The following is a 21731-nucleotide window of genomic DNA, read 5'->3' as shown; positions in this document are numbered from 1 at the left end:
CCATCGCGTAACCGTCGGGAGGGTCAGCGAGTGGCGTCTTCGGTACCCCTGTCATCCCGTCCTTTCACCCTCGGCGTCACAAGACATCTACTGCCGGGAGAGTCCGGCCGGATCGATCGCGATCGGGAACGGGACGTCCAGGTGGGTGGTCGTGCCCGCGAGTGCGGTGGTCCGCTCTACGTAGCGACCGGCCTGCAGGTCGTAGATGACGAGCATGGGGGCGGGGTCGAACTCCAGGCGCCAGAAGTGCGGGATGGCGGCCTCGGCGTACAGCATGGGCTTTACTTTGCGGTCCATGGTGCTGTTGCCGGGGGAGACGAGTTCGACGACAAGCTGGACCGCGTCGATGTCGATGGTGACAGGGTCGTCGGCGGTCGCGCCGGCGTCGGCTACGACCAGGTCGGGCACGACCAGTCCGGACGGCAGGACGACGTTGACGCCTTCCAGGATCTCCACCGGTGCGCCGACGGCTCGGGCGGCCGCGTCCAGAGCGACGTGGAGGCGGAACGAGGCCCTCTGGTGGCGGACGCCGGGGGCGGGGGACATGACGAGGGACTCCCCCAGCAATTCGTAGCGGACGGCGCGGTCTTCGGGCAGGGCCAGGACATCGGCGACGGTCCAGGGCCCGGTGTGGTCGATGGCAACGCTCATTGCCTTCACCTCCTCATCCGACCGGCGGTCCCGGTGTGACCTCGACGGGTGGTACACGGCCAGCATACGGGCGCTTTCACGCGCGAACATGAGGGTTCGCCGTTGCGAGCGAGGCCTCGAACAACCGTGCCACTCAATGGTGCGCCCGCCGCCAGGCCACCCGGTGCTCCGCCAGATGCGACAGCACCGCGTGGTTCGCCTCCCAGCCGTCCGGGAACTTGACCAGCGTTCCGAGCTGGACCGGTTCCGTGGACGGGTAGTCGTCCAGGAGGTCCGTCACGCCCTCGCGGCAGACGACGATGCACGCGTGCCGGTGCCGGGAGGCGAGGACGCAGAGGCGGCCCGTCTCCAGGTGGAAGGCGGTGGCGTCGGGGCGGCCGGAGAGGGGGTGGAGGACGACCGTGACGTCGTACTCGCGGCCCTGGAGGCGGTTCGCCGTGTCGACGGTCACGTCGCTGACGCCCAGGTCCGCCAGCGCCGCGCGCACCGCCGCCGCCTGGTCGCGGTGGGCCGTGCCGACGGCGACACGGTCCGCGGTGAGCGGGGTTGGGTCGGGGGAGCGTTCGGAGACCGCCGCGCCGCCCCGGTCCAGCAGGCGGCGGACCACCTGGGCGACCGCCCCCACCGCCTCCGGGTCGGTGCGCGGGGTGTGGCGGGCGGGCAGCTCCAGCAGGCCCCAGCCGGTCTCCGCCGCCTCGTCGATCACCCGGTCCGGGCCCGAGCCGTCCGAAGGCACGGCGAAGGTCAGGGCGCGGTCGCCGTGGTCCGTGCCGCTGCGGAACGGCGTGAACGGGTAGAACGCGTCCGACACCAGCGGCGCCGCCGAGGCGGGCAGCCGCCAGGACACCGGCAGACGGTGCTGGGGGAGGTCCGGGTTGTGCGCCAGGAGGGTGGTCACCGCCGACCCCGACGGGTCGTACGACAGGCCCGCCCACTGCTCCGCGCCCACGATGGAGAACGGGTCCAGCTGCCCCGGGTCGCCCACGAACAGCGCCCGCTCGAACAGCCCGGCCACCGCGAGCAGCGCGTCCGAGCGCATCTGGTACGCCTCGTCCACGATCGCGTGCTGCCACGGCTCCACGTTCTTCACGTGCGCCCACTTCGCCGCCGTCGACAGCACCACCGGCAGCCCCGCCAGGTCCGCCGCCTTCGCCGACGTGCGCACCTGGTCCAGCGCGTCCAGCGCCTTGTCGTACGGGTCGGTGTCGCTGCTGTGCAGGCGGCCCACCGGCAGGTCCGGGTTCTTCTCGGCGAGGCGCAGCACCAGGTCGTCGACCTGCGCGTTGGTCTGCGCGACCACCATCAGCGGGCGGCCCGCCTCCGCCAGCTCCAGCGCCGCGCGCACCACCAGCGTGGACTTGCCGGCGCCGGGCGGGGAGTCGACGACGACACCGCGCGCGGGGCCGTGGAGCGTGTCGTGGAGGATCGCGTCCGTGGCGCGGGCGGCCGAGGAACCGGGGTCGAACGCCGTCTCCTCGACGGGGGCGGTCACAGCAGGTCCTCCTCGGTCACCGGGTCGGCGGGCTCGGGGGCGGGCTCCTCACCGGGCGGGCCGCCGTGCGTCCACGGCGTCTCCTCCGGGTCGGGCAGCTTCGCGCCGCCGCGCGGCTCGTGCTCGAAGAGCGTGAAGCACAGCCGGTCGCCCTTCTCCGGCACCGAACCGGGCTCCGGCTCCTTGCCCCGGCCCATCTTGTCCATGATCCGCAGAATTAGCAGACCGTCCTCGGGGCCCGCCTCGTACCCCGCGAACTCCGCCGTCTGCGGCTTCCCGCCCAGCGAGCGGTACACCTTCACGCGCTCGCCGAGATGCGGCCGGTCGTCCGTGCGGACCGTGACCAGCGGGCGGGGGCTCGGACGCTTGCTCTCGCTGTACGCCATCACCACGTCGACGACCTCACCGGCGAACGCCTCCCCGGACAGCCGCCGCGCCGCCATCACCAGCGGGTCGTCCAGCGCCTCCTGGGCCTCCAGACGCGCCTGCTCCCGCTCGCGGGCGGCCAGCTTGTTCGCCGCCGTCACCGCGTCGTCGCGGCGCGGCTGCGGCGGCTCACCGGCCGCCACCCGGTCCCGGTGGCTGGTGAACGACCAGCGGTCGCGCGTCCAGCGCTCCTCCACGCGGGCGCCCTCCGGCAGCCCCCGCAGCAGGTCGAGACCCCGCCACACCGCGTCCCAGGTGGGCCGGGTCCGGCTCTCCACCAGCGCGCGGATCTCCCGCTCGGCGGCGGTCAGCGCGCCCAGCCGGTCGTCGGCCTCCACGCCGTCCTCGGCGGCGTCGAGCGCCGTACGCGCGCGGTCGTAGCGCTCGATGGCCGGGGCGAGCAGCTTGTTGTCGAACGCCGGGTCGGTCGCCGGGCCCGCGGGCGGGCACACCAGCTGCCCGTCGGCGTCCCGCGCCAGCTCCGCCTCCTCGGCGGCCTCCGCGCCGGAGCGGCCCTCGGGCGGGTCGATCCAGGCGAGCAGCGCCCCCAGATGCTGGTCCTCCAGGGTGGACTGGCCGGTCGCCCAGTGCCGGCCCAGCACGTCCGTCATGGCGAGCAGCAGGCAGGAGCCGGGCACCCGTGCCCGCTCCCCGAAGTGCGTGAGCCAGCGGCCGAGCAGCGGCACCCGGGGCGGCGCCGGGAACGGGGCCTCCGGGTCCTGCTCCGCGGTGCGCCGGAACCGCATGGACCGGCCCAGCAGCCGCACCAGGTCGACACCGGCCCGGCTCGGCACGATCAGCTGGGGCGCGTCCGCGCACAGCTCGACCTCGACCTTGACCCGCTTGCCGGTCTCCGGGTCGGTCTCCGCGCGCTCGGCGGCCTCCACGGCGTCCGCGAAGTCGTCCACGTACGGCAGGACGACGTCCGCCAGCTCGGCGAGGAACGCGAACCGCAGCTCGCGGTCGCGCGGCTGCGGCACCACCAGCAGCCGCGGCGCGTCCCGGTCGGTGCCCACCAGCGCGCCCAGCGGGGCACCGGCCTCACCTGCGGTGATGAGCGGCACGAACACCAGCGGCCGCTCCGAGAGATGCCGGTGCCGGACGGTCGCGGCCGGCTGGGCGCGGCCGGTGTCGACCGCCTCGAGCCGGGCGAGGGTGGAGATCAGCGACACGCGGCCACCTCCCGCGTCCCGTCGGCCCCGGCGGTCTCGCGCGCCGTCCCGGCGGCGGATTCCAGCGCCTCCGCGCGCAGAGCGGCGGCCCGGCGCAGCGCGGCCACCGCCGGGTCGTCGGGGTCGCCCGCCTCGCCGCGGGCCGCCGCCAGCACGTCGCCGACCGTCGTCAGCCCGCCCAGCTCCGCCCGGACCGGACGGCCCAGGGAGGTCACGGCGCCGGCCGCGCGGGAGCGGTCACGGCAGTGGAAGGCCAGCTCGCACGCGGACAGGCACTCCGGCGCGTACGTCGCGGGGACCGACTCCACGGCCTGTTCGAGCTGCTCGGCGGGCAGCTCGGGGGAGAAGCAGGTGCCCTCGGGGAGGGTGTCGGCGATCTCCTCGATGCGGGTGAGCCGGGCCAGCTGCCGCTGGGTGACCGCGCGCTGCTTGCGCACGTCCACGGCGGAGGCGGTGGGCAGGTTGGAGAAGTTTTTGGGGCACACCAGCAGCACGCGGTGACGCACCCGGGGCGGCGGGTCGAGCCGCTCGGCGACCCGCTCCAGCGCCAGCACGTACACCGCGGCCTGGCGGGCGGCGGCGCCGACCTTCGCCGGGTCGGCGGCCCCGTCCAGCATGGGGAAGGACTTGATCTCGACGACCGTCCAGCTGCCGTCCGGATGCACCACCACCGCGTCCGGCTCCAGAAACGCGAGGGAGCCCGCCACGTCCAGGGCGAGCATCGGATGGTCGAGCAGCGTCCAGACGCCGGGCTCCCCGGCGGCCTCGCGCAGCGCCAGCTCGGTGCGCGCGGTGCGGCCCTCGGGGCCCTGCGCGGTGAGGTCGGGCACGCGCGCCTCGGCGGGCGGCTCGGCTCCCCGGTCCAGCTTCTCGTGGGCGAGGCGCAGCAGCTCCGTGCCGCCGTCGGCCTTGACCTTCGCCTCGAAGGCGTTGCCCCGGACGAACGCGAACTGCGACTGGCCGAAGACCGAGGGCGAGCCGAGCGCGCTCGCCAGCGCCGCCTTGTTCACCCCGGCGCCGTCGAGGATCGCGCGCCGTCTGCACCCCGGGTTCGCGGCGAGGGCGGCCAGGGCGCGCGCGTCCAGCGCCTTGGCCTGCGTCTCGGGACCGCGCAGCTCAGCGAGCCGGTGCCGGAGCCCCTTCCCCCGCGTCCGAGGGGGAGGCACCCGGTCCGGCTCCTGGTCCGTACCGCGACTCGGGCTGCCGCTGCCGTGGAATTCGCTCACCCGCGGAAGTCTGGCATCCGGCACTGACAATCGTGGCATCCGTGGCCGCGGAGGCCGCTGGGACGGCCGCCGGGACGTCCGGCGCGCCGGACCGGAAGCGGGCCTTCACGGCGTCCGCGTACCGCAGCACGTACGGGGCGAGCAGGAAGCCCGCGCCCATCACGGCGGCGCCCGCGGCGGCGTCGAGGAAGTAGTGGTTGGCGGTGCCCATCACCACGATCGTGGTGACCAGCGGGTAGACGACCGCGGCCGTCCTGGTCCAGCGCCCCCGCCCGTACTTCCAGAGGATCACCCCGCACCACAGCGCCCATCCCACGTGCAGGCTGGGCATCGCCGCGTACTGGTTGGTCATGCCGCCGAGGCCTCGCGGGGCGCTCGCCTCGCCGCCCCACCAGCCCCAGGAGCTGTAGTACGCCATCGTGTCCACGAAGCCGTGGCTCGGGTCGAGGAGCCGGGGCGGGCAGGTGGGCAGCAGGGTGAAGCCGATCAGGCCGATGAACGTCGACGTCATCAGCCAGGTCCGGGCCGCCCGGTAGTGCACCGCCCGGGAGCGGAACAGCCACACGAGGAGCGCCGGGGTCACCAGGTAGTGCAGGGAGGCGTACCAGAAGTCGGCGGGTATGCCGATCCACGGTTCGCTGGTGAACAGGCGGTTCAGCGGGTGCTCGGCGTTGAGGAACAACGCCTTCTCTATTCGCAGCAGCGCCAGGCCGTGGTCGACGGCGTCGGAGACGTCGCCGCGGACGACGAGCCGTCCGGCGGAGTAGCAGGCGTACACGAGGAGGATGAGCGGCAGCTCCGTCCACCAGCGCATCCGGGTCGCCGGGACCGCCTCGGTGCCCGGTGTCTCGGTGTGCGGCATCCGATCGCTCCCCCTTCGTCCTCGTGCTGTCCTGGTCGGCGGCCAGCCACTCTACGGTGTGTGCGCGCCTTCCCGCGTACACGCCTTCGGAACCGGATAGACGCGGAGATCGCCCCCCGGGTTGCCCGTGACCAGCGTGAGCGATGATGGACGGGTCCCGCCTGTGAATTTCCCGGAAGGTTCCCCATGGCTCCGCGCATCCTGCTGGCCCGGCACGGACAGACCGCGTGGTCGCTGTCCGGCAAGCACACCGGCAGGACCGACGTGCCGCTGCTGGAGGAGGGCCGCAGCGGGGCGAAGCTGCTCGGGGAGCGCCTGCACCGGCCGCCGTACGACGGGCTGCCGGACGCCGAGGTGCGCACCAGCCCGCTCTCCCGCGCGCGGGAGACCTGCGAACTGGCCGGCTTCGGCGACCGCGCCGAGCACTGGGACACGCTTCTGGAGTGGGACTACGGCGCCTACGAGGGCATGACCCCGGCGGAGATCCAGGCGGTGCGACCGGGCTGGCTCATCTGGCGGGACGGGGTGCCGGAGGGCGAGACGCTCGCGGAGGTGACGGCCCGCGCGGACGAGGTGGTCGCCTGGGCTCGCTCCGCCGACCGTGACGTGCTGGTCTTCGCCCACGGCCACATCCTGCGCTCGATCGGCGCCCGCTGGCTGGGCCTGCCGCTCGACTTCGCGGCCCGCATACGCCTCAACCCGACGTCCCTGTCGGTTCTGGGCTGGGCGTACGGCGAACCGGCCGTGGAGAGCTGGAACGACGTGGGGCACCTCGTCGCCTGACGCGGCTCTCGAGCCCGTGTGACGCGTCTCTCGAGTGCGCCTGACGCGCTTCTCCACGCGCGCGTAGGGCGTCGTCACGCGCGCGTCACGCGCGTGACGCCGCGCCGCCCGCCGTGAGCAACGACTCGACACCGTGCAGGAAGGTCTCGCCGACCAGTTCGGGGTCGAAGAGGCAGCCGGCCGCCATGGCGCCGTCGCGGAGCATCACGAAGTGCCGTCCCGCCGCGTCGGCGGGCTCCATGCCCACGCGGCCGAGCAGCTCCGTGACGGTCTCGAGGAACCACTGCCGGTGCGCCAGCACGGCCCGGTGCACCGGATGGTCCGGGTCGGGGTACTCCGCCACCGCGTTGAGGAACGCGCAGCCCCGGAAGCCGGGGGAGCGGATGCCCTCGGTGATGGCCCGCGCGACCGCCCGGACGTTGTCCGCCGGGGCGGCGTCCGCGGCCTGCGCGCCGGTGATCTGCGCCCGTATGCCCTGGTCCGCCAGGTCGAGATAGGCGAGGACGAGCTCTTCCTTGCCCTTGAAGTGCCGGTACAGCGTCGCCCGGGTGACCTCGGCCTCCTCGATGATCCGGTCGACGCCCACGGAGTGGATCCCCTCGGCGTAGAAGATCTTCGTCGCCGTTCCGAGCAGCCTGGTCCGCGCCTCGGACGGCTTGCCGCTTCGTGTGACCCGACTCATGGGTGCGAGCGTACCAAATGTATGAGGGAGAACGTTCGGTCTTGACGAGCGGGCGGTCATGGGTCTTGAATCGAGGGAGACCGAACGTTCTCCCTCGCTCGGCTCCGTCGAGCTCCGCCGCCTTCGCCCGCCACCTTCGCCCCCTTCGCCACCGAGAGGCCTCACCCGTGGACACCCTCGTCACCACCACCCACGCCCCCGCCCCCACCGCCGCTTCCGCCGCGCTGCGCCGGCTGTACTTCGTGCGCTTCGCCTTCGCCGCCGTCTGGGCCGCGCTGCTGTTCGCCACCGCCGACACGCTCGGTCCGCTCAGCGCGACGCTCCTGGTGATCTATCCGCTGTTCGACGTCGCCTGTGCCGTCGTCGACGTGCGGTCCGCCGCCGCGGACGGCGGTCCTGTGCGGAACCTGTACCTGAACATCGCGCTCAGCTCCCTCACCACGGTCGGCCTCGCCCTCGCCGCCACCTCCGGCATCCCGGCGGTGCTGCGGGTCTGGGGTGCCTGGGCCGTCACGGCCGGCCTGGTGCAGCTCGTCGTGGGCGTCGCACGGCGCCGGATGGGCGGGCAGTGGGCGATGATCGCGAGCGGCGGCATCTCGACCCTCGCCGGCGCCTCGTTCGCCGCGCAGGCGGGCGGCGCCGACGCCTCCCTGAAGTCGCTGGCCGGCTACGCCTTCCTGGGCGGTGTGTTCTTCCTCGTCTCCGCCCTCCGCCTGGGCCGCGCCGCGAAGAGCGCGTGACCCGGCCCGGACACCGCGGGGCCCCGCCGGCGTTCCCCCTGCGCCGGCGGGGCCCCGCGGCCCGTCCCCCGTGTCATACGTCCCCTGGGGTCACACCATGCGCGGCAGGGAGGCGTGGCGGTCCAGGAACTCCGAGACGCCGGACGTACGGCGGTGCGGCAGCAGCACGCGGGAGGTGCCGGACAGCATGGAGCGCACGCGGGACGACTGGACCTCGCCCAGCAGGTCCAGGGCGCGCATCCCGGCCTGCGCGGCCTCCTCGGGCCGCCCGTCACGGGCCAGGTCGTCGGCCAGCTCCGCCGTGTACAGCGCGATGTTGCGGGTGAAGTGCGGATCCTGGAGCTCCGCCGCCCGCCGGGCGTGGCGCGCCGCGCGCGTCCAGTCGCCCAGCGTGGACCAGCACTGCGCCTCCAGGCCCTCCAGCTCGGCCTCCCCGTAGAAGGTCATCCACTCGGGGTCCGCCTCCCCGGGCCCGCGGTCGAAGTACGCCTGGGCCCGCACCAGCGCCTGCTCGCAGCCCGCGCGGTCGGCGAGCCCGGCCCAGCCGCCCGCCTCGCGCAGCGCCAGCAGCGACATCAGCCGGGGCGAGCCGAGTGGCCGCGCCGCCCGCTGGGCCGCCTGCGCCGCCCGCACCGCCTCCCGGGGGCGGCCCGCGTCCCGGGCGAGGAACGCCGTGTTGCAGAACGCGTGCGCCTCCAGCGCGGCGTCGCCCGTCACCCGGGCGGTCGCCAGCGCCTCCGCGTAGTGTGAGCGCGCGTCGTCGAAGCGGCCCGAGTCATGCGCCAGCCAGCCCACCGAGATGGCCAGTTCCCCCGCGCCCGAGTACAGCCGGTCCGCCGTGCGCTGCCGGGTCGCCCCCGCGTCCAGCAGCGCGTACGCGGCCCGCAGCGGGGCGGCCGCCCTGCGGTAGAGCCCGTCCGCCCCGTGGCGGTCGTCGAGCACCCGGATCCGGCGCACGGCCTCCTCCAGGGCGCACGCGTCCGACGTCCCCGCACGGCGCACGGGGCGCTGTGCCGCCGAAGCCTCCGGGGCGAGCCCGTACGGGCTCAGGGTGGCGGCGGCCACCGTGGCGCCACCGCCGGTCATGAATGCGCGACGCAGCACGTCGCTCTCCTCGTGGTCGTGCGGGTCGTACTCGTCGTACGGGTCGTACCTGTTGTGCGTCTCATACGGCTCGCACGCCCCGCTGGTCTCACTCGTGGCGTTCGCCGGGTTCTCGGGAGGGGCCGCGGGCTGGTCCCCGGCAGCCCGGGCCCGGCGCCCGCGGACCGACGAGCGGGGCGCGAAGCCCAGGTCGGTCAGCGTGCGGCCGGGGAACATGTGCAGAAAGACCCGTTCGTAGGCGTAGTTGGGGCAGCGGATCTCGCCCGCCTCCACCCGGTGCACGTACCGCGCGTCACAGCTGACCCGCTCGCCGATCTCGCGGGCGGCCCGCCGTACCGCCGCGGCGAACTCGGCCGGCGAGCGCGAACCGCGCAGGCGCCGGAAGACGAGATTCGGCCGCGACGGCCGAGCTGGCTGGGACGAGGGCACCGATGACGACGCCATGGCCGGGTCCTCTCTGCGAACCGTCGAACCATGCCGGGAACGGGGCGGCTTGTCCGAGAGCCACCCTGTTTCCGGCGGGCATGAACGTACCTGCTGTGACGAGTTGAGTACGCTGAGTTTGACTACATACCGGATATGTCATCCGTGATCTGCCATGAAGTGCCATCCTTTGCGGCGGACTTCCGGCGTAGCCCTTGACGGCGCGGGTCGTTGAACGCTGTGGACCGGGAGCCCCCCGACTCCCGGCCCCTCGTCCGAGCGTGATCCGTGTGGTGGAGGCCGGGATGATGACGAGAAGGCGGAAGAACGACCCCCTGGAACCCGCTGGTCCGGACTGTGACGTGGTCACCGTCCCGGCCCGGCAGGGCCTGGAGGCGGTGGACATCCTGCGGCGCGGAGCAGGAGACGCGGTGGGTCCGGTGCTGCACGACGGCGGCTGCGGCACCCTCGGCTTCCTGGTGCCGCCCGGCACCGCGGCCGCGTGGGACGTCCCCGGCAGCGTCTGCACGGAGACCGACGGCCGCGGCATCCGTCTCACGCCCGACCGGCCGGAGGAGGGCTCCGACTGGCTGGTGCCCCCCGGCGAGGCGGACCTGGCGACCGATCCCGCCGTGCTGCGCGAGGCCCTCGGGGAGGCCCAGCGGATGATCGAGGCGGCGGACGGCTGCAGTTGAGCGCCCGCGCGGCCGGTGAGCGGCCGGCCGCCGGGCCCCGGCGGGGTGCGGACGCGCCGCCTGGGACAATGACTGCATGGCACGGGGCAGGAGCAGCGCACGGGGACAGGCGGTCACCGAGCAGGTCGACGGAGGAACCGCCCGGCTCGTCCCGGACCGCGACCGGTCACGCGCCTGGACGCTGCTGATCGACGAGGCGCCCCAGTCGCACGTCGACCTGGACGACCCCGCCCACCTCTCCTTCGAGTACCAGCGCCGCTTCGGGCACGTCGTCGACCTCGCCGCCCCGCCCGGCAGACCGCTGAAGGTCGTGCACCTCGGCGGCGGCGCCCTCACCCTCGCCCGGTACGTCGCCGCCACCCGCCCCCGCTCCACCCAGCAGGTCGTCGAGCGCGACGGGGCGCTGGTCCAGCTGGTCCGTCGGGAACTGCCCCTCGACCCCGAGGCGCGGATCCGGGTGCGCACGGCGGACGCCCGCGAGGGGCTCGCCAAGGTGCCCGACGGCTGGGCGGACCTCGTCGTCGCCGACGTCTTCAGCGGCGCCCGCACCCCCGCCCACCTGACCTCCACCGAGTTCCTCGACGAGGTGCGCAGGGCCCTCGCCCCCGGCGGCGTCCACACCGCCAACCTCGCCGACGGGCCCCCGCTCACCCACCTGCGCGGCCAGATCGCCACCGCCGCCGCCCGGTTCGCGGAACTCGCGCTGATCGCCGACCCGGCCGTACTGCGCGGCAAGCGGTTCGGCAACGCGGTCCTGGTCGCCTCCGACGCGCCCCTGCCGATCGCCGAGCTGACCCGCCGGGCCGCCTCCGACCCGCACTCCGGCCGGGTCCAGCACGGCCGGGAGCTCACCGACTTCACCGGCGGCGCGGTCCCCGTGACCGACCTCAGGGCGGTCGCCTCACCGGCCCCGCCCGCCGACGCGTTCCGCTGAACACGCGCCAACAGGCCCTGCCACGGCGTCAGTACGTCGCGATCTCCACCCGCGGCGGGCCGTCGTGCCAGGTGCAGAACACCGTCACCCGGTCCGCGCCCGCGGCGAACTCCACCCGGATCCACGTCTCCGTCTTCCACACCTGCATCGACCAGCCGGCCCCCGGCGTCGCCGACACCAGCGACGCGGACGTCGCCCCGATGTCGAACACCGCCCGGCCGCCCCGGGTGTCGTAGGGCTTGATCTCGCCCGCGGCGGTCGGTCCGGGCGAGGTGGGCGTCGGTGTGGGGGAGGGGGTGCGCGAGGGAGCCGGAGCGGGCGGGGGCGGCTCGGTGGACGGCGTCCGCGACGGCTCGCGGGGCGTCTCCGACGGCTTCCGGTCCTCGTCCTCCGAACGGCCGGCGGACGGGCGGTGCGTGGACGACACCGCCTGTGCCTGCTCGTCGCCCGCCGGGATCGGCAGGGCGCGCGGCGGGTCGTAGGCCGTGCCCTCCATCACCGTGCTGACGCCCCACCACGACAGCGTGACTGCCGCGCCCGTGGCGAGCAGCCAGGCCAGTACGTGTAGAAGTCCTCTGCGCATCGTCGGCCCATACTGCCCCACGCGCCCCATCCGTGTCCTGCCCCCGGAAGGTCTGGATCGCCCGTCCCCGGGCCTTCGGGCGGCTCGTCCGGAGTTGTCCACAGGCCCCGGCCGCCCCCGTCCGGCATGGCGTACGGTGCGGCCCATGGCAAGTGTTCTCGTGGTCGAGGACGACCAGTTCGTACGTTCGGCGCTCATCCGGCAGCTGACCGACGCCTCGCACACCGTGCGCAGCGTCGGGACCGCGCTGGAGGCGCTGCGCGAGGTCGCCCATTTCCGTTTCGACGTGGTCGTCCTGGACCTCGGACTGCCGGATCTCGACGGCTCCGAGGCCCTGAAGATGCTGCGCGGCATCACCGACGTCCCGGTCATCGTCGCCACCGCCCGCGACGACGAGACGGAGATCGTGCGGCTGCTCAACGCCGGCGCGGACGACTATCTGACCAAGCCGTTCTCGGTGGAGCACCTCTCCGCCCGGATGGCCGCCGTGCTGCGCCGCGCCCGCTCCGGCGGCGGCGAGGCCGCGCCCTCCCCGGTGATCCGGGTCGGCGGCCTCACCGTCGACCCGCTGCGCCGCCAGGCCGAACTGGACGGCGTCCGGCTCGACCTGACCCGGCGTGAGTTCGACCTGCTCGCCTTCCTCGCCGGACGGCCCGGCGTGGTCGTGCCCCGGCGGGAGTTGCTCGCCGAGGTGTGGCAGCAGTCCTACGGCGACGACCAGACCATCGACGTCCATCTGTCCTGGCTGCGCCGGAAGCTGGGGGAGACCGCCGCCCGCCCCCGCTACCTGCACACCCTGCGGGGCGTCGGCGTGAAGCTGGAGCCGCCGGCCGACGCCCCCGGAGCCGCGCACGCGTCGGGAGCGGAGCCGCCGCGATGAGATGGGCTTTGGTGAAGGTGTCGCTGGCGGTGACCGCGATGGTCGTGGTGGCCTTCGCCGTCCCGCTCGGCCTGGTCATCCGCGAGATGGCCCGGGACCGCGCCTTCGCCGGCGCCGAGCGGGAGGCCGCGGCCGTCGCCCCCGCGCTGTCCATCACCACCGACCGCGCCCAGCTGGAGCGGGTCGTCGCCTCGGCCGGCTCCGACGCCGCCATGGCCGTGCACCTCCCGGCCGTCGCCGGCGAACAGCCCCTGGACATAGGGCGGCGCAGGGCCTCCGACAAGGACATCGCCGCCGTGCGGCAGCTGGGCCGCGCCTCCACGTCCGCCGTGCCCGGCGGCTCCGCCCTGCTCCAGCCGGTCGCGCTCAGCACCGGGGAGATCGCCGTCGTCGAGGTGTTCGTCCCGGAGTCCGAGGTCACCAACGGCGTCGGCACGGCCTGGGCGGTCCTCGCGGCCGTCGGCGCCGCCCTGATCGTCGGCTCGGTCGCGGTCGCCGACCGGCTGGGCGTGCGCATGGTGCGCCCCGCCCAGCGGCTGGTCGAGGGGGCGCACGAACTGGGCGAGGGCAAGCTGGGCGCCCGCGTGCCCGAGGAGGGGCCGACCGAACTGCGGCTGGCCGCCGTGGCGTTCAACTCCATGGCCGACCAGGTCGTCCAGCTCCTCGCCAACGAGCGGGAGCTGGCCGCCGACCTGTCCCACCGGCTGCGCACCCCGCTCACCGTGCTGCGGCTCAACGCCGCCTCCCTGGGCGACGGTCCGGCCGCCGAGCAGACCCGGGCCGCCGTCGAGCAGCTGGAGCGCGAGGTCGACACCATCATCCGCACCGCCCGCGACGCCAAGCCGCAGACGGCCGCCGCCGGACCGGGCGCGGGCTGCGACGCGGCCGAGGTGGTGCGCGAGCGGATGGCGTTCTGGTCGGCGCTCGCCGAGGACGAGGGCCGCAAGTGGCGGGTGGCCGGGGCGGACCGTCCGGTGCGCATCCCCGTGGCCCGCGCCGACCTGGCCGCCGCCCTCGACGCCCTGCTCGGCAACGTCTTCCGGCACACCGCCGAGGGCACCGCCTTCGCCGTCGACGTGCACAACGGCGAGGACGCGGTGATCGTGCTGGTCTCCGACGCGGGCCCCGGCATAGCCGACCCCGAGACGGCGATGGCCCGCGGCCGGGGCTCCGGCACGGACGGCTCCACCGGGCTCGGCCTGGACATCGTGCGCCGTCTCGCCGAGTCCACGGGCGGCGACGTGCGCATCGGCCGCTCGGTACTCGGCGGCACCGAGGTGCGCATCTGGATCCAGCTCGACGGCCGCGACCGCTCGCCCCGGCGGCGCGGGCACCGGGGAAGCGTCCGCCGGCGCCGCACGGGCCGCGGCGCCCTGTCCTTTAACCGTTCCCGATCCCTTCCTTAAGCGGACCCTAAGGTTCCCTGCCGCCGTCCGGATCACGCGAGTTGTCCGTTTCCCGGTCACTAGCGTGCTGCCGCAACCTCCCCCCACGAACGGCAACGAAGGCAGGCATGCGATGAGCACGCACCGGCGCAGGATCAGCGGCAGGAACAAGGCGATCGGCGCGGTGGCGGCCGCGGCCGTCGCCGCCGGCGGGGCGTTCCTGTTCACCAGCACCGCACTGGCCACCGACGACCCCGCCACCAAGGCGGCGGACGGCGCGGGCTTCGCCCCGTACGTCGACACCTCCCTCAGCCCGGCCTACGACCTGCTGGCGAGCGCCGAGGCGACCGGCGTGAAGGAGTACACCCTCGCGTTCGTCACCGACGGCGGCGGCTGCACCCCCAAGTGGGGCGGCACCGGCGGCCTCGGCGACAACCCGGTGGCCGCGCAGATCGGCGCGCTGCGCGAGGCGGGCGGCGACGTCCGCGTCTCCTTCGGCGGCGCGGCCGGCTCCGAACTCGGCACCACCTGCGGCTCGATGGAGGCGCTCACCGCCGCCTACACCCAGGTCGTCGACACCTACCAGCTCACCAAGGTCGACTTCGACGTCGAGGGCGGCGCCCTGCCCGACACGCAGGCCAACACCCGCCGCGCCCAGGCGATCGCCGCCCTCCAGAAGTCCCACCCCGACCTGGACGTCTCCTTCACCCTCCCGGTGATGCCGCAGGGCCTCACCCAGGACGGCGTGAACCTGCTCGCCGACGCCAAGGCGAACGGCGTGCGCGTCGACGCCGTCAACATCATGGCGATGGACTACGGCCCCGCCTTCAGCGACGACATGGGCACCTACGCCGAGCAGGCCGCCACCGCCACCCAGGCGCAGATCAAGGACGTCCTCGGGCTCGACGACGCCGAGGCGTGGAAGACGGTCGCGGTCACCCCGATGATCGGCGTCAACGACGTCGTCACCGAGATCTTCAAGATCGAGGACGCCACCCAGCTGGTGGAGTTCGCCAAGGCCAAGGGGCTGGGCCGGCTGTCGATGTGGTCCGGCACCCGCGACCAGCAGTGCGCCGAGGGCGAGAAGCCGGCCGCCGACGCCACGTGCAGCTCGATCCTCCAGGAGAAGTTCGCCTTCTCGAAGGCGTTCGCGGCCTACAACTGAGCCTGACCGCGCCTGATCACCCAGGCCACGAGCCACCGCGGGCAACGGGGAACGCGTGCCCCGGCCGGACCTACCCCCCACCCGGCCGGGGCACCCGTGCGTCCGGCGGCAGGCCGAGGCCCGCGTGGCAGGACCCGGACGCACGAGCGGGGCGCGGCACTCCCCAGGGACCGCCGCGCCCCGCCCCCCGAACCCCGCGCCCCGTTCCTCCCGGACCCGAGGGCGGGTCAGATGCCCTCGGGGTCCGGAAGCGCACCCGCCTTCGCCGCCCGCGCGTACCACAGCGCGCTCGACTTCGGCGTCCGCTTCTGGCTCACGTAGTCGACGTACACCGCGCCGAAGCGCTTCTCGTAGCCGTACGCCCACTCGAAGTTGTCCATCAGCGACCACAGGAAGTAGCCGCGCACGTCGGCGCCGTCGGCGATGGCCCGGCGCACCGCGGAGAGGTGGCCGTGCAGATAGGCGACGCGCTCCGGGTCGTGGACCTTGCCGTCGGCGTCCGGCTTGTCGTCGTAGGCGGCGCCGTTCTCCGTGATGTAGAGGGGCAGGCCGGGAGCGTCGCGGTGGTAGCGCATGATCAGCTCGTGCAGCCCGGTCGGGTCGACCGACCAGCCCATCTCCGTCTGCTCGCCCGGCGACTGGTGGAAGGCCACGTCGTCGGCGGCGGGCCACGGCGAGTGCTCGCTCGCCCCGTGACCGTCGGCGCGCGGGCCCTTGTCGTCCGGGTCGGCGGCCGACACCAGGGTCGGCGTGTAGTAGTTGAGGCCCAGCGCGTCGATCGGCTGGTGGATGGTGTCCAGGTCGCCGTCCTGGATGCACGACCAGTCGGTCACCGAGGAGGTGGCCTCCAGCAGCGTCTCCGGGTAGGCGCCGTGCAGGATCGGGCCGTGGAAGATGCCGCCCGACAGGTCGTCGATCTTGCGGGCCGCCGCCAGGTCCGCCGGGTCGTCCGGGTTCAGCGGGCGCACCACGGAGGTGTTGAGGCTGAGGGAGATCTGGTTGCGCACCGGCATCACCGAGCGCAGCGCCCTGGTGGCCAGGCCGTGCGCCAGGTTCAGGTGGTGGGCGGCCTTCAGCGCGGCGGCCGGGTCGGTGCGGCCGGGGGCGTGCACCCCGGAGGCGTAGCCCAGGAAGGCGCTGCACCAGGGCTCGTTGAGCGTCATCCACGACTCGACGCGGTCGCCGAGCGCCTCGCCCACGATCTGCGCGTACTCCGCGAAGCGGTAGGCGGTGTCGCGCTCCGGCCAGCCGCCCGCGTCCTCCAGCTCCTGCGGCAGGTCCCAGTGGTAGAGGGTGACGGCCGGCTTGATGCCCTTCTCCAGCAGCTCGTCGACCAGCTTGCGGTAGAAGTCCAGACCGCGCTGCACGGCCGGGCCGCGGCCGGTGGGCTGCACCCGGGACCAGGACACGGAGAAGCGGTAGGCCTGGAGGTTGAGGCCGGCCATCATCGCCACGTCGTCGCGGTAGCGGTGGTAGTGGTCGACGGCGACGTCACCGGTGTCGCCGCCCGCCGTCTTTCCCGGCGTGTGGCTGAAGGTGTCCCAGATGGAAGGGGTACGTCCGTCCTCCCGCACCGCCCCCTCGATCTGGTACGCGGAGGTCGCGGCGCCCCAGAGGAAGGCCGGAGGAAAGGTCACCGGGTTCGCCGGCGTGGCGGAGTCAGACATGGAAGCGCTCCCATAGAGGTCGCATAGGGGTCGTGGACGACCGACGGATACGTGAGAGGAAGGAAGGGGGCCGAGACGGCGGCGACCCGGCCCCACCGGAATGCGGGTGCGGGCGTCAGCCCTTGACCGCGCCCTGCATGATGCCGCCCACGATCTGCTTGCCGAAGATCGCGAAGACCAGCAGCAGGGGCAGCGTGCCGAGCAGCGCACCCGCCATGATCAGGGACTGGTCGGGGGTGTACCCGCGGCCGAGACCCGCGACGGCGACCTGCACGGTCGGGTTGCCGGTCTGCGTCAGCACCAGGAACGGCCACAGGAAGTCGTTCCACGCCTGCACGAACATCAGCATGCCGAGCACGGCCATGGCCGGCCGCGCGGCGGGGAACACCACGTGCCACACCACGCGCCAGCTGCTCGCGCCGTCCACCCGCGCGGCCTCGATGACCTCGTCGGGCAGCGCCTGGAGCAGGTACTGCCGCATGAAGAACACGCCGAACGCGCTCACCAGCGACGGGAAGATGACCGCCTGGAGCTGGTCGGTCCAGTCCAGCTTGGCGACCAGCATGTACAGCGGGATGATGCTGAGCTGCGGCGGCACCATCATCGTGCCGATCACCAGCAGCATCAGGGCGTTGCGGCCCTTGAAGCGCAGCTTGGCGAAGGCGAACCCGGCGATCGTCGACAGCACGACGATGGTGGCGGCGGAGATGCCCGCCACGATGGTGGTGTTGAGGAACGCCTCGCCCAGGTTGGCGTCCTGCCAGGCGATCTCCAGGTTCTTGAACAGGTTGGACCCGAACCACAACGGCGGCGGGTTCTCCGCCAGGCGCTGGTTGTCACGGGACGCGGCGATCGCGGTCCACACCAGCGGGAACAGCGACACGAGCGTGAACACGGTGAGGATCACGTACGCGAGCGGTCCGCCGTGCAGGGTGCCGCCGGCCCGCGCCGACTTCGGCAGGCGCGAGCGCTTCTGTTCCTTGGCGATCGGTGTCTCGGGGGGCGTCGCAGTCGTCGTCACGGCCACACTCCTTAACTGCTGGCGCGCAGCCGGCGCGAGATGAGCTGGTTGATGATGCCGATGACGATCAGGATCGCGAACATGGTCCAGGCGATCGCCGAGGCACGGCCCAGGTGCTGGTTGACCCAGCCCTGCTCGTACAGGTACAGGCCGAGCGTCTGGAACTGGTGCTCCGCGCCGCCCGACGCGCCCTTGTTGGGGTCGAACAGCAGCGGCTCGCCGAACACCTGGCTGGCGCCGATCGTCGAGACGACCACGGTGAACAGGATCGTCGGACGCAGCGAGGGCAGCGTCACGTGCAGGAACTGCCGCCAGCGGCTGGCGCCGTCCAGCGCCGCCGACTCGTACAGGTCCTGCGGGATCGCCTGCATCGCGGCCAGGTAGATCAGCGCGTTGTAGCCGGTCCAGCGCCAGATGATGATCGTGGAGACGGCGATCTGGCCGGGCCACTTGTCGTCCTGCCAGCCGATCGGGTCGATCCCCACGGCGCCGAGCGCCCAGTTGATCATGCCGTAGTCACGGCCGAAGAGCAGCACGAACACCAGGGTCGCGGCGGCGATCGAGGTGGCGTACGGCGCGAGCATCGCGACCCGCCAGAACGTGGACGCCCTCAGCTTGTAGTTGAGGATGTGGGCGATGCCCATGGCGATCATCAGCTGCGGGACGGTGGAGATGATCCCGATGGTCAGCGTGTTCTGCGCCGCGTTCCAGAAGAAGTCGTCGTCGAAGATCCGGGTGTAGTTCCGCAGACCCACCCAGTCCATGTCGGTCGGCGCGGTCAGCTCGACCTGGTGCAGCGAGGCCCAGCCGGTGTAGATCAGCGGGAACAGCCCGAAGGCCGCGAACAGCAGGAAGAACGGCGAGACGAACGCGTACGGGCTGAAGCGGGCGTCGCGCTGCCAGCGGCGCGACAGCTTGGCCCGGCGCCGGTCCTCCTTGTCCGCGGGGCGGCTGCCGGGCGTACGGCCCGGGGCCGCGCCCCCCTTGACGGGGGACGCGGCGATGTCGGAGCGGGTGGCCATGCGGGTCACTGGTCCAGGTTGTTGTCGATGGTCTTGGTGGCCGTCTCCCACGCCTCGTCGGCCGACTTGCCCTTGGTGACGAGGATGACGCCGTTGTCGGTCAGACCCTGCTGGATGATCTGGTCCTTCGGGCCGATCACCTGGACCGGGATCTGCTTGGCGGCCTCGGAGAAGATCTCGCCGATCGGCGCGTCACCGGTCATCTCGTTGGTGGCGCCGGTCACCTCGGGGCTGGTGTACGCGGCCGGGGCGCTCGGGAAGCTGCCCTGGACCTTGAACAGCTTGGCCTGCTGCGCGGGCGCGGTCAGCCAGGCGACCAGCTTCTGCGCCTCCTCGACGTTCTTGCCGCTCTTCGGCACGCCCAGGAAGGAGCCGCCCCAGTTGCCGGACTTGGGGGCCACGGCGACGTCCCACTTGCCGGCCGCGTCGGGCTTCGACTTGCCCTTGATGTAGCCGAGCATCCACGGCGGGCAGGCGACGGTGGCGAACTTGCTGTTGGCGATCGTGGTGTCCCAGGCCGGCTGGAACTGCGTCTGCGACTGGACCAGGCCCTTCTCGGCGGCCTCGGCGGTCAGGTCGAAGGCGTCCCGCACGGCCGGGTTGGTCTTGTAGATGACCTTGCCGGAGGCGTCGTAGAACTTCTCCTTCTCACTGCTGAGCACGGCGTTCAGCAGGCCGCCGGGGGAGTCCATGAAGAAGGTGTTCTTGCCGGCCGCCTTCTTGTACTTCTCACCGGTGGCGATGAACTTGTTCCAGTCGCCGGCCCACAGCTTGCCGACCTCCGCGCGGTCGCTGGGCAGGCCCGCCTTCTCGAAGAGGTCCTTGCGGTAGCAGATGGCCATCGGGCCGACGTCCGTGCCGAGACCGATGGTCTGGCCGTCCTTGGTGGTGGCCTGCTCCCACTTCCAGGGCAGCCAGCCGTCCTTCTTCACACCCTCGACCTTGGACATGTCCGTGAACTTGTCCGCCTGGGTGCCGACGACCTCGGCGATGTTGGCGACCTCGATGGCCTGCACGTCCATCAGCCCGCTGTTGGTGGTCAGGTGGTTGACGAGAGCGGGGTAGTAGTTCTCGTTCCGCTCGACCACGTTCTCTTCGATCTTGATGTCCGGGTTGAGCTTCTCGTACTCGGCGTAGAGACCCGCCTCCTTGAAGCCCATGGTGCCGAACAGACCCAGGGTGATCGTGGTCTTGCCCTCGCCGGACGAGGAACCACCGGAGCTGTCGTCTCCGCCGTCGTCGGCGCAGCCGGCCAGCAGCCCGGTGCCCAGCGACACGACGGCCGCGACGGCCAGCGCCTTGCGGGCGAAGGGCTTCCCCCCGCCCGACCGCTGCCTGGTGAGGGGCAGGGTACGTGCTCGCATTGCGTCCTCCTGTTGCCCTGACGTGCCGACCCCCCGGCCAACGGCGTTGTTGACCCGTATTCTGCGCGTTGCGGCTCGGGCGGGGAACGTGCGGGTTGTGTATGTGTCAGGTACTGTGGGAGCGCTCCCACAAGTGATGTGTTGAAGAGTCGCGGGTCCGGGCGGGGGTGTCAAGGGAACAGACGCGGCAAAGTGCGTTCAGTTATCTGCCCGTTAACTTGGCCCGGGGCGCCGCCCCTCCGGAACGCCGGGGTCCGCGCGGACGCCCTCGCGGGTGGTCACCGTCACTGCCGGGGCTGTTACATTCCAGGCCAGGGTGACACACAAAGGAAGGCGGGGGCGGATGGCAAGCCACGGAGTGCGGGGCCGGAGCGGTGGCCGCCCCACCCTCGAAGAGGTGGCGGCGCGCGCCGGAGTGGGCCGCGGCACCGTGTCACGCGTGATCAACGGCTCCCCGCGGGTGAGCGAGGCCACCCGCGCCGCCGTCGAGGCGGCCGTCGCCGAGCTGGGCTACGTCCCCAACACGGCCGCCCGCGCCCTCGCGGCCAACCGCACCGACGCGATAGCGCTCGTGGTGCCCGAGCCGGAGACCCGGTTCTTCACCGAGCCCTACTTCTCCGACATGCTCCGCGGCGTCGGCGCCGCGCTGTCCGACACCGAGATGCAGCTGCTGCTGATCTTCGCGGGCAGCGACCGGGAGCGGCAGCGGCTCGCCCAGTACCTGGCCGCGCACCGGGTGGACGGCGTGCTGCTGGTCTCGGTGCACGCCGACGACCCGCTGCCCGACATGCTGTCCCAGCTGGAGATCCCCGCCGTGATCAGCGGCCCCCGCTCCGCCGACGAGACGCTCACCTCGGTGGACTCCGACAACTACGGCGGCGCCCGGCAGGCCGTCGAGCACCTCCTCGCCCGGGGCCGCCGCACCGTCGCCCACATCACCGGCCGGCTGGACGTCTACGGCGCCCAGCGCCGCGTCGACGGCTACCGGGACGCCCTGCGCGAGGCCGGCCACGCGGTGGACGAGCTGCTGATCGAGCCGGGCGACTTCTCCGAGGGCGGCGGCCGCCGCGCGATGCAGGCCCTGCTGGAGCGCCGCCCCGACCTGGACGCGGTCTTCGCCGCCTCCGACGTCACGGCGGCCGGCGCCCGTCAGGTGCTGCGCGAGGCGGGCCGCCGCATCCCCGACGACGTGGCGCTGGTCGGGTACGACGACTCCGCGATCGCCCGCCACATGGAGCCGCCGCTGACCAGCGTGCGCCAGCCGATCGAGGAGATGGGCCGGGCGATGACCGACCTGCTGCTCGCCGAGGTCGCCGACCGCCGCCCCTCCGCGACCCGCGAGCTGCAGCGGCGTCAGATGGTGCTGGCGACGGAACTGGTGGAGCGCGCCTCGTCCTGAGCCCGTGCCGCCGGACGCGGGCGGCGCCGTCCGCGTCCGGGGAGGAGGGCGCGTG

At 73.2% G+C, this 21731-nt stretch carries 20 protein-coding genes; 8 read left to right on the top strand and 12 right to left on the bottom strand.

The window, feature by feature from the left end:
• Positions 1–87 precede the first annotated feature (87 nt).
• The 5 genes from ACFOSY_RS08180 to ACFOSY_RS08160 form a co-directional block, all read right to left on the bottom strand.
• Positions 88–651, bottom strand: coding sequence for a Uma2 family endonuclease (locus ACFOSY_RS08180; protein WP_394306072.1), 564 nt, complete (start codon positions 649–651; stop codon positions 88–90).
• A gap of 133 nt (positions 652–784) precedes the next feature.
• The gene (locus ACFOSY_RS08175) at positions 785–2143 is read right to left on the bottom strand and encodes an AAA family ATPase (RefSeq protein WP_394306071.1); all 1359 of its coding nucleotides are present in this window, start codon (positions 2141–2143) and stop codon (positions 785–787) included.
• Entirely contained in the window at positions 2140–3741 is a 1602-nt protein-coding gene (locus ACFOSY_RS08170; RefSeq protein WP_394306070.1) for a hypothetical protein, read from the bottom strand. The genes ACFOSY_RS08175 and ACFOSY_RS08170 overlap by 4 nt, the downstream gene beginning before the upstream one ends.
• Positions 3732–4907, bottom strand: a complete 1176-nt coding sequence (locus tag ACFOSY_RS08165; protein ID WP_394306069.1) for a hypothetical protein — start codon at positions 4905–4907, stop codon at positions 3732–3734. Before ACFOSY_RS08165 ends, ACFOSY_RS08170 begins: the two co-directional genes overlap by 10 nt.
• Entirely contained in the window at positions 4858–5829 is a 972-nt protein-coding gene (locus ACFOSY_RS08160) for a phosphatase PAP2 family protein (RefSeq protein ID WP_394306068.1), read from the bottom strand. The genes ACFOSY_RS08165 and ACFOSY_RS08160 overlap by 50 nt, the downstream gene beginning before the upstream one ends.
• A gap of 186 nt (positions 5830–6015) precedes the next feature.
• Here ACFOSY_RS08160 and ACFOSY_RS08155 point away from each other — a divergent pair, with 186 nt between their 5' ends.
• Positions 6016–6612 carry a histidine phosphatase family protein gene (locus tag ACFOSY_RS08155; protein ID WP_394306067.1) on the top strand — a complete coding sequence of 199 codons (597 nt, stop codon included), beginning with the start codon at positions 6016–6018 and terminating at the stop codon, positions 6610–6612.
• Positions 6613–6697: 85 nt separating this feature from the next.
• Here the strand turns inward: ACFOSY_RS08155 and ACFOSY_RS08150 are convergent, their stop codons facing one another.
• Positions 6698–7294, bottom strand: a complete 597-nt coding sequence (locus ACFOSY_RS08150) for a TetR/AcrR family transcriptional regulator (protein ID WP_394306066.1) — start codon at positions 7292–7294, stop codon at positions 6698–6700.
• A gap of 167 nt (positions 7295–7461) precedes the next feature.
• Here ACFOSY_RS08150 and ACFOSY_RS08145 point away from each other — a divergent pair, with 167 nt between their 5' ends.
• Entirely contained in the window at positions 7462–8034 is a 573-nt protein-coding gene (locus ACFOSY_RS08145) for a hypothetical protein (protein ID WP_394306065.1), read from the top strand.
• A gap of 90 nt (positions 8035–8124) precedes the next feature.
• Here ACFOSY_RS08145 and ACFOSY_RS08140 read toward each other — a convergent pair whose 3' ends face one another.
• Complete coding sequence (locus tag ACFOSY_RS08140) at positions 8125–9582, bottom strand: hypothetical protein (RefSeq protein ID WP_394306064.1); 1458 nt, start codon at positions 9580–9582, stop codon at positions 8125–8127.
• A 284-nt stretch (positions 9583–9866) separates the two neighbouring features.
• Between ACFOSY_RS08140 and ACFOSY_RS08135 the strand changes: the two genes are divergently transcribed.
• Complete coding sequence (locus ACFOSY_RS08135) at positions 9867–10256, top strand: hypothetical protein (RefSeq protein WP_394306063.1); 390 nt, start codon at positions 9867–9869, stop codon at positions 10254–10256.
• Positions 10257–10332: 76 nt separating this feature from the next.
• A complete protein-coding gene (locus tag ACFOSY_RS08130; RefSeq protein ID WP_394306062.1) occupies positions 10333–11190 on the top strand; it encodes a spermidine synthase in 858 nt (285 codons plus the stop codon).
• 28 nt (positions 11191–11218) lie between these two features.
• On the opposite strand, the gene ACFOSY_RS08125 is transcribed toward ACFOSY_RS08130, so the two are convergent.
• Positions 11219–11773, bottom strand: a complete 555-nt coding sequence (locus ACFOSY_RS08125) for a hypothetical protein (RefSeq protein ID WP_394306061.1) — start codon at positions 11771–11773, stop codon at positions 11219–11221.
• A gap of 145 nt (positions 11774–11918) precedes the next feature.
• Here ACFOSY_RS08125 and ACFOSY_RS08120 point away from each other — a divergent pair, with 145 nt between their 5' ends.
• The 3 genes from ACFOSY_RS08120 to ACFOSY_RS08110 all read left to right on the top strand — a co-directional run bounded on the left by ACFOSY_RS08120 (position 11919) and on the right by ACFOSY_RS08110 (position 15203).
• Positions 11919–12653 (top strand): response regulator transcription factor, encoded by a 735-nt coding sequence (locus tag ACFOSY_RS08120; protein ID WP_394306060.1) that lies wholly within the window; start codon positions 11919–11921, stop codon positions 12651–12653.
• The gene (locus ACFOSY_RS08115) at positions 12650–14059 is read left to right on the top strand and encodes a sensor histidine kinase (RefSeq protein WP_394306059.1); all 1410 of its coding nucleotides are present in this window, start codon (positions 12650–12652) and stop codon (positions 14057–14059) included. The genes ACFOSY_RS08120 and ACFOSY_RS08115 overlap by 4 nt, the downstream gene beginning before the upstream one ends.
• Positions 14060–14171: 112 nt before the next feature.
• Positions 14172–15203 carry a chitinase gene (locus ACFOSY_RS08110; protein WP_394306058.1) on the top strand — a complete coding sequence of 344 codons (1032 nt, stop codon included), beginning with the start codon at positions 14172–14174 and terminating at the stop codon, positions 15201–15203.
• Between the two features lie 227 nt (positions 15204–15430).
• Here the strand turns inward: ACFOSY_RS08110 and ACFOSY_RS08105 are convergent, their stop codons facing one another.
• From ACFOSY_RS08105 to ACFOSY_RS08090, 4 genes are all read right to left on the bottom strand, one after another.
• Positions 15431–16870 (bottom strand): GH1 family beta-glucosidase, encoded by a 1440-nt coding sequence (locus ACFOSY_RS08105; RefSeq protein WP_394306057.1) that lies wholly within the window; start codon positions 16868–16870, stop codon positions 15431–15433.
• Positions 16871–16985: 115 nt separating this feature from the next.
• On the bottom strand, positions 16986–17891 hold the full coding sequence (locus ACFOSY_RS08100; protein WP_394306056.1) for a carbohydrate ABC transporter permease: 906 nt from the start codon (positions 17889–17891) through the stop codon (positions 16986–16988).
• 11 nt (positions 17892–17902) lie between these two features.
• Positions 17903–18913, bottom strand: coding sequence for a carbohydrate ABC transporter permease (locus tag ACFOSY_RS08095; RefSeq protein WP_394306055.1), 1011 nt, complete (start codon positions 18911–18913; stop codon positions 17903–17905).
• 5 nt (positions 18914–18918) lie between these two features.
• The gene (locus ACFOSY_RS08090) at positions 18919–20277 is read right to left on the bottom strand and encodes an ABC transporter substrate-binding protein (protein WP_394306054.1); all 1359 of its coding nucleotides are present in this window, start codon (positions 20275–20277) and stop codon (positions 18919–18921) included.
• Positions 20278–20620: 343 nt separating this feature from the next.
• Here ACFOSY_RS08090 and ACFOSY_RS08085 point away from each other — a divergent pair, with 343 nt between their 5' ends.
• A complete protein-coding gene (locus tag ACFOSY_RS08085; RefSeq protein ID WP_394306053.1) occupies positions 20621–21676 on the top strand; it encodes a LacI family DNA-binding transcriptional regulator in 1056 nt (351 codons plus the stop codon).
• Positions 21677–21731 lie beyond the last annotated feature (55 nt).

Origin of the sequence: Streptomyces lusitanus (assembly GCF_042647945.1) — a bacterium.
Lineage (GTDB): Bacteria > Actinomycetota > Actinomycetes > Streptomycetales > Streptomycetaceae > Streptomyces > Streptomyces pseudogriseolus.
This window is presented reverse-complemented; position numbering and strand designations above follow the sequence as displayed.

Excerpts from the sequence above, each read along its gene's own strand:
- ACFOSY_RS08180 (WP_394306072.1), bottom strand. The coding sequence starts at position 651 with ATGAGCGTTGCCATCGACCACACCGGGCCCTGGACCGTCGCCGATGTC.
- ACFOSY_RS08160 (WP_394306068.1), bottom strand. The coding sequence starts at position 5,829 with ATGCCGCACACCGAGACACCGGGCACCGAGGCGGTCCCGGCGACCCGG.
- ACFOSY_RS08155 (WP_394306067.1), top strand. The coding sequence starts at position 6,016 with ATGGCTCCGCGCATCCTGCTGGCCCGGCACGGACAGACCGCGTGGTCG.
- ACFOSY_RS08150 (WP_394306066.1), bottom strand. The coding sequence starts at position 7,294 with ATGAGTCGGGTCACACGAAGCGGCAAGCCGTCCGAGGCGCGGACCAGG.
- ACFOSY_RS08140 (WP_394306064.1), bottom strand. The coding sequence starts at position 9,582 with ATGGCGTCGTCATCGGTGCCCTCGTCCCAGCCAGCTCGGCCGTCGCGG.
- ACFOSY_RS08135 (WP_394306063.1), top strand. The coding sequence starts at position 9,867 with ATGATGACGAGAAGGCGGAAGAACGACCCCCTGGAACCCGCTGGTCCG.
- ACFOSY_RS08130 (WP_394306062.1), top strand. The coding sequence starts at position 10,333 with ATGGCACGGGGCAGGAGCAGCGCACGGGGACAGGCGGTCACCGAGCAG.
- ACFOSY_RS08125 (WP_394306061.1), bottom strand. The coding sequence starts at position 11,773 with ATGCGCAGAGGACTTCTACACGTACTGGCCTGGCTGCTCGCCACGGGC.
- ACFOSY_RS08120 (WP_394306060.1), top strand. The coding sequence starts at position 11,919 with ATGGCAAGTGTTCTCGTGGTCGAGGACGACCAGTTCGTACGTTCGGCG.
- ACFOSY_RS08115 (WP_394306059.1), top strand. The coding sequence starts at position 12,650 with ATGAGATGGGCTTTGGTGAAGGTGTCGCTGGCGGTGACCGCGATGGTC.
- ACFOSY_RS08110 (WP_394306058.1), top strand. The coding sequence starts at position 14,172 with ATGAGCACGCACCGGCGCAGGATCAGCGGCAGGAACAAGGCGATCGGC.
- ACFOSY_RS08105 (WP_394306057.1), bottom strand. The coding sequence starts at position 16,870 with ATGTCTGACTCCGCCACGCCGGCGAACCCGGTGACCTTTCCTCCGGCC.
- ACFOSY_RS08095 (WP_394306055.1), bottom strand. The coding sequence starts at position 18,913 with ATGGCCACCCGCTCCGACATCGCCGCGTCCCCCGTCAAGGGGGGCGCG.
- ACFOSY_RS08090 (WP_394306054.1), bottom strand. The coding sequence starts at position 20,277 with ATGCGAGCACGTACCCTGCCCCTCACCAGGCAGCGGTCGGGCGGGGGG.
- ACFOSY_RS08085 (WP_394306053.1), top strand. The coding sequence starts at position 20,621 with ATGGCAAGCCACGGAGTGCGGGGCCGGAGCGGTGGCCGCCCCACCCTC.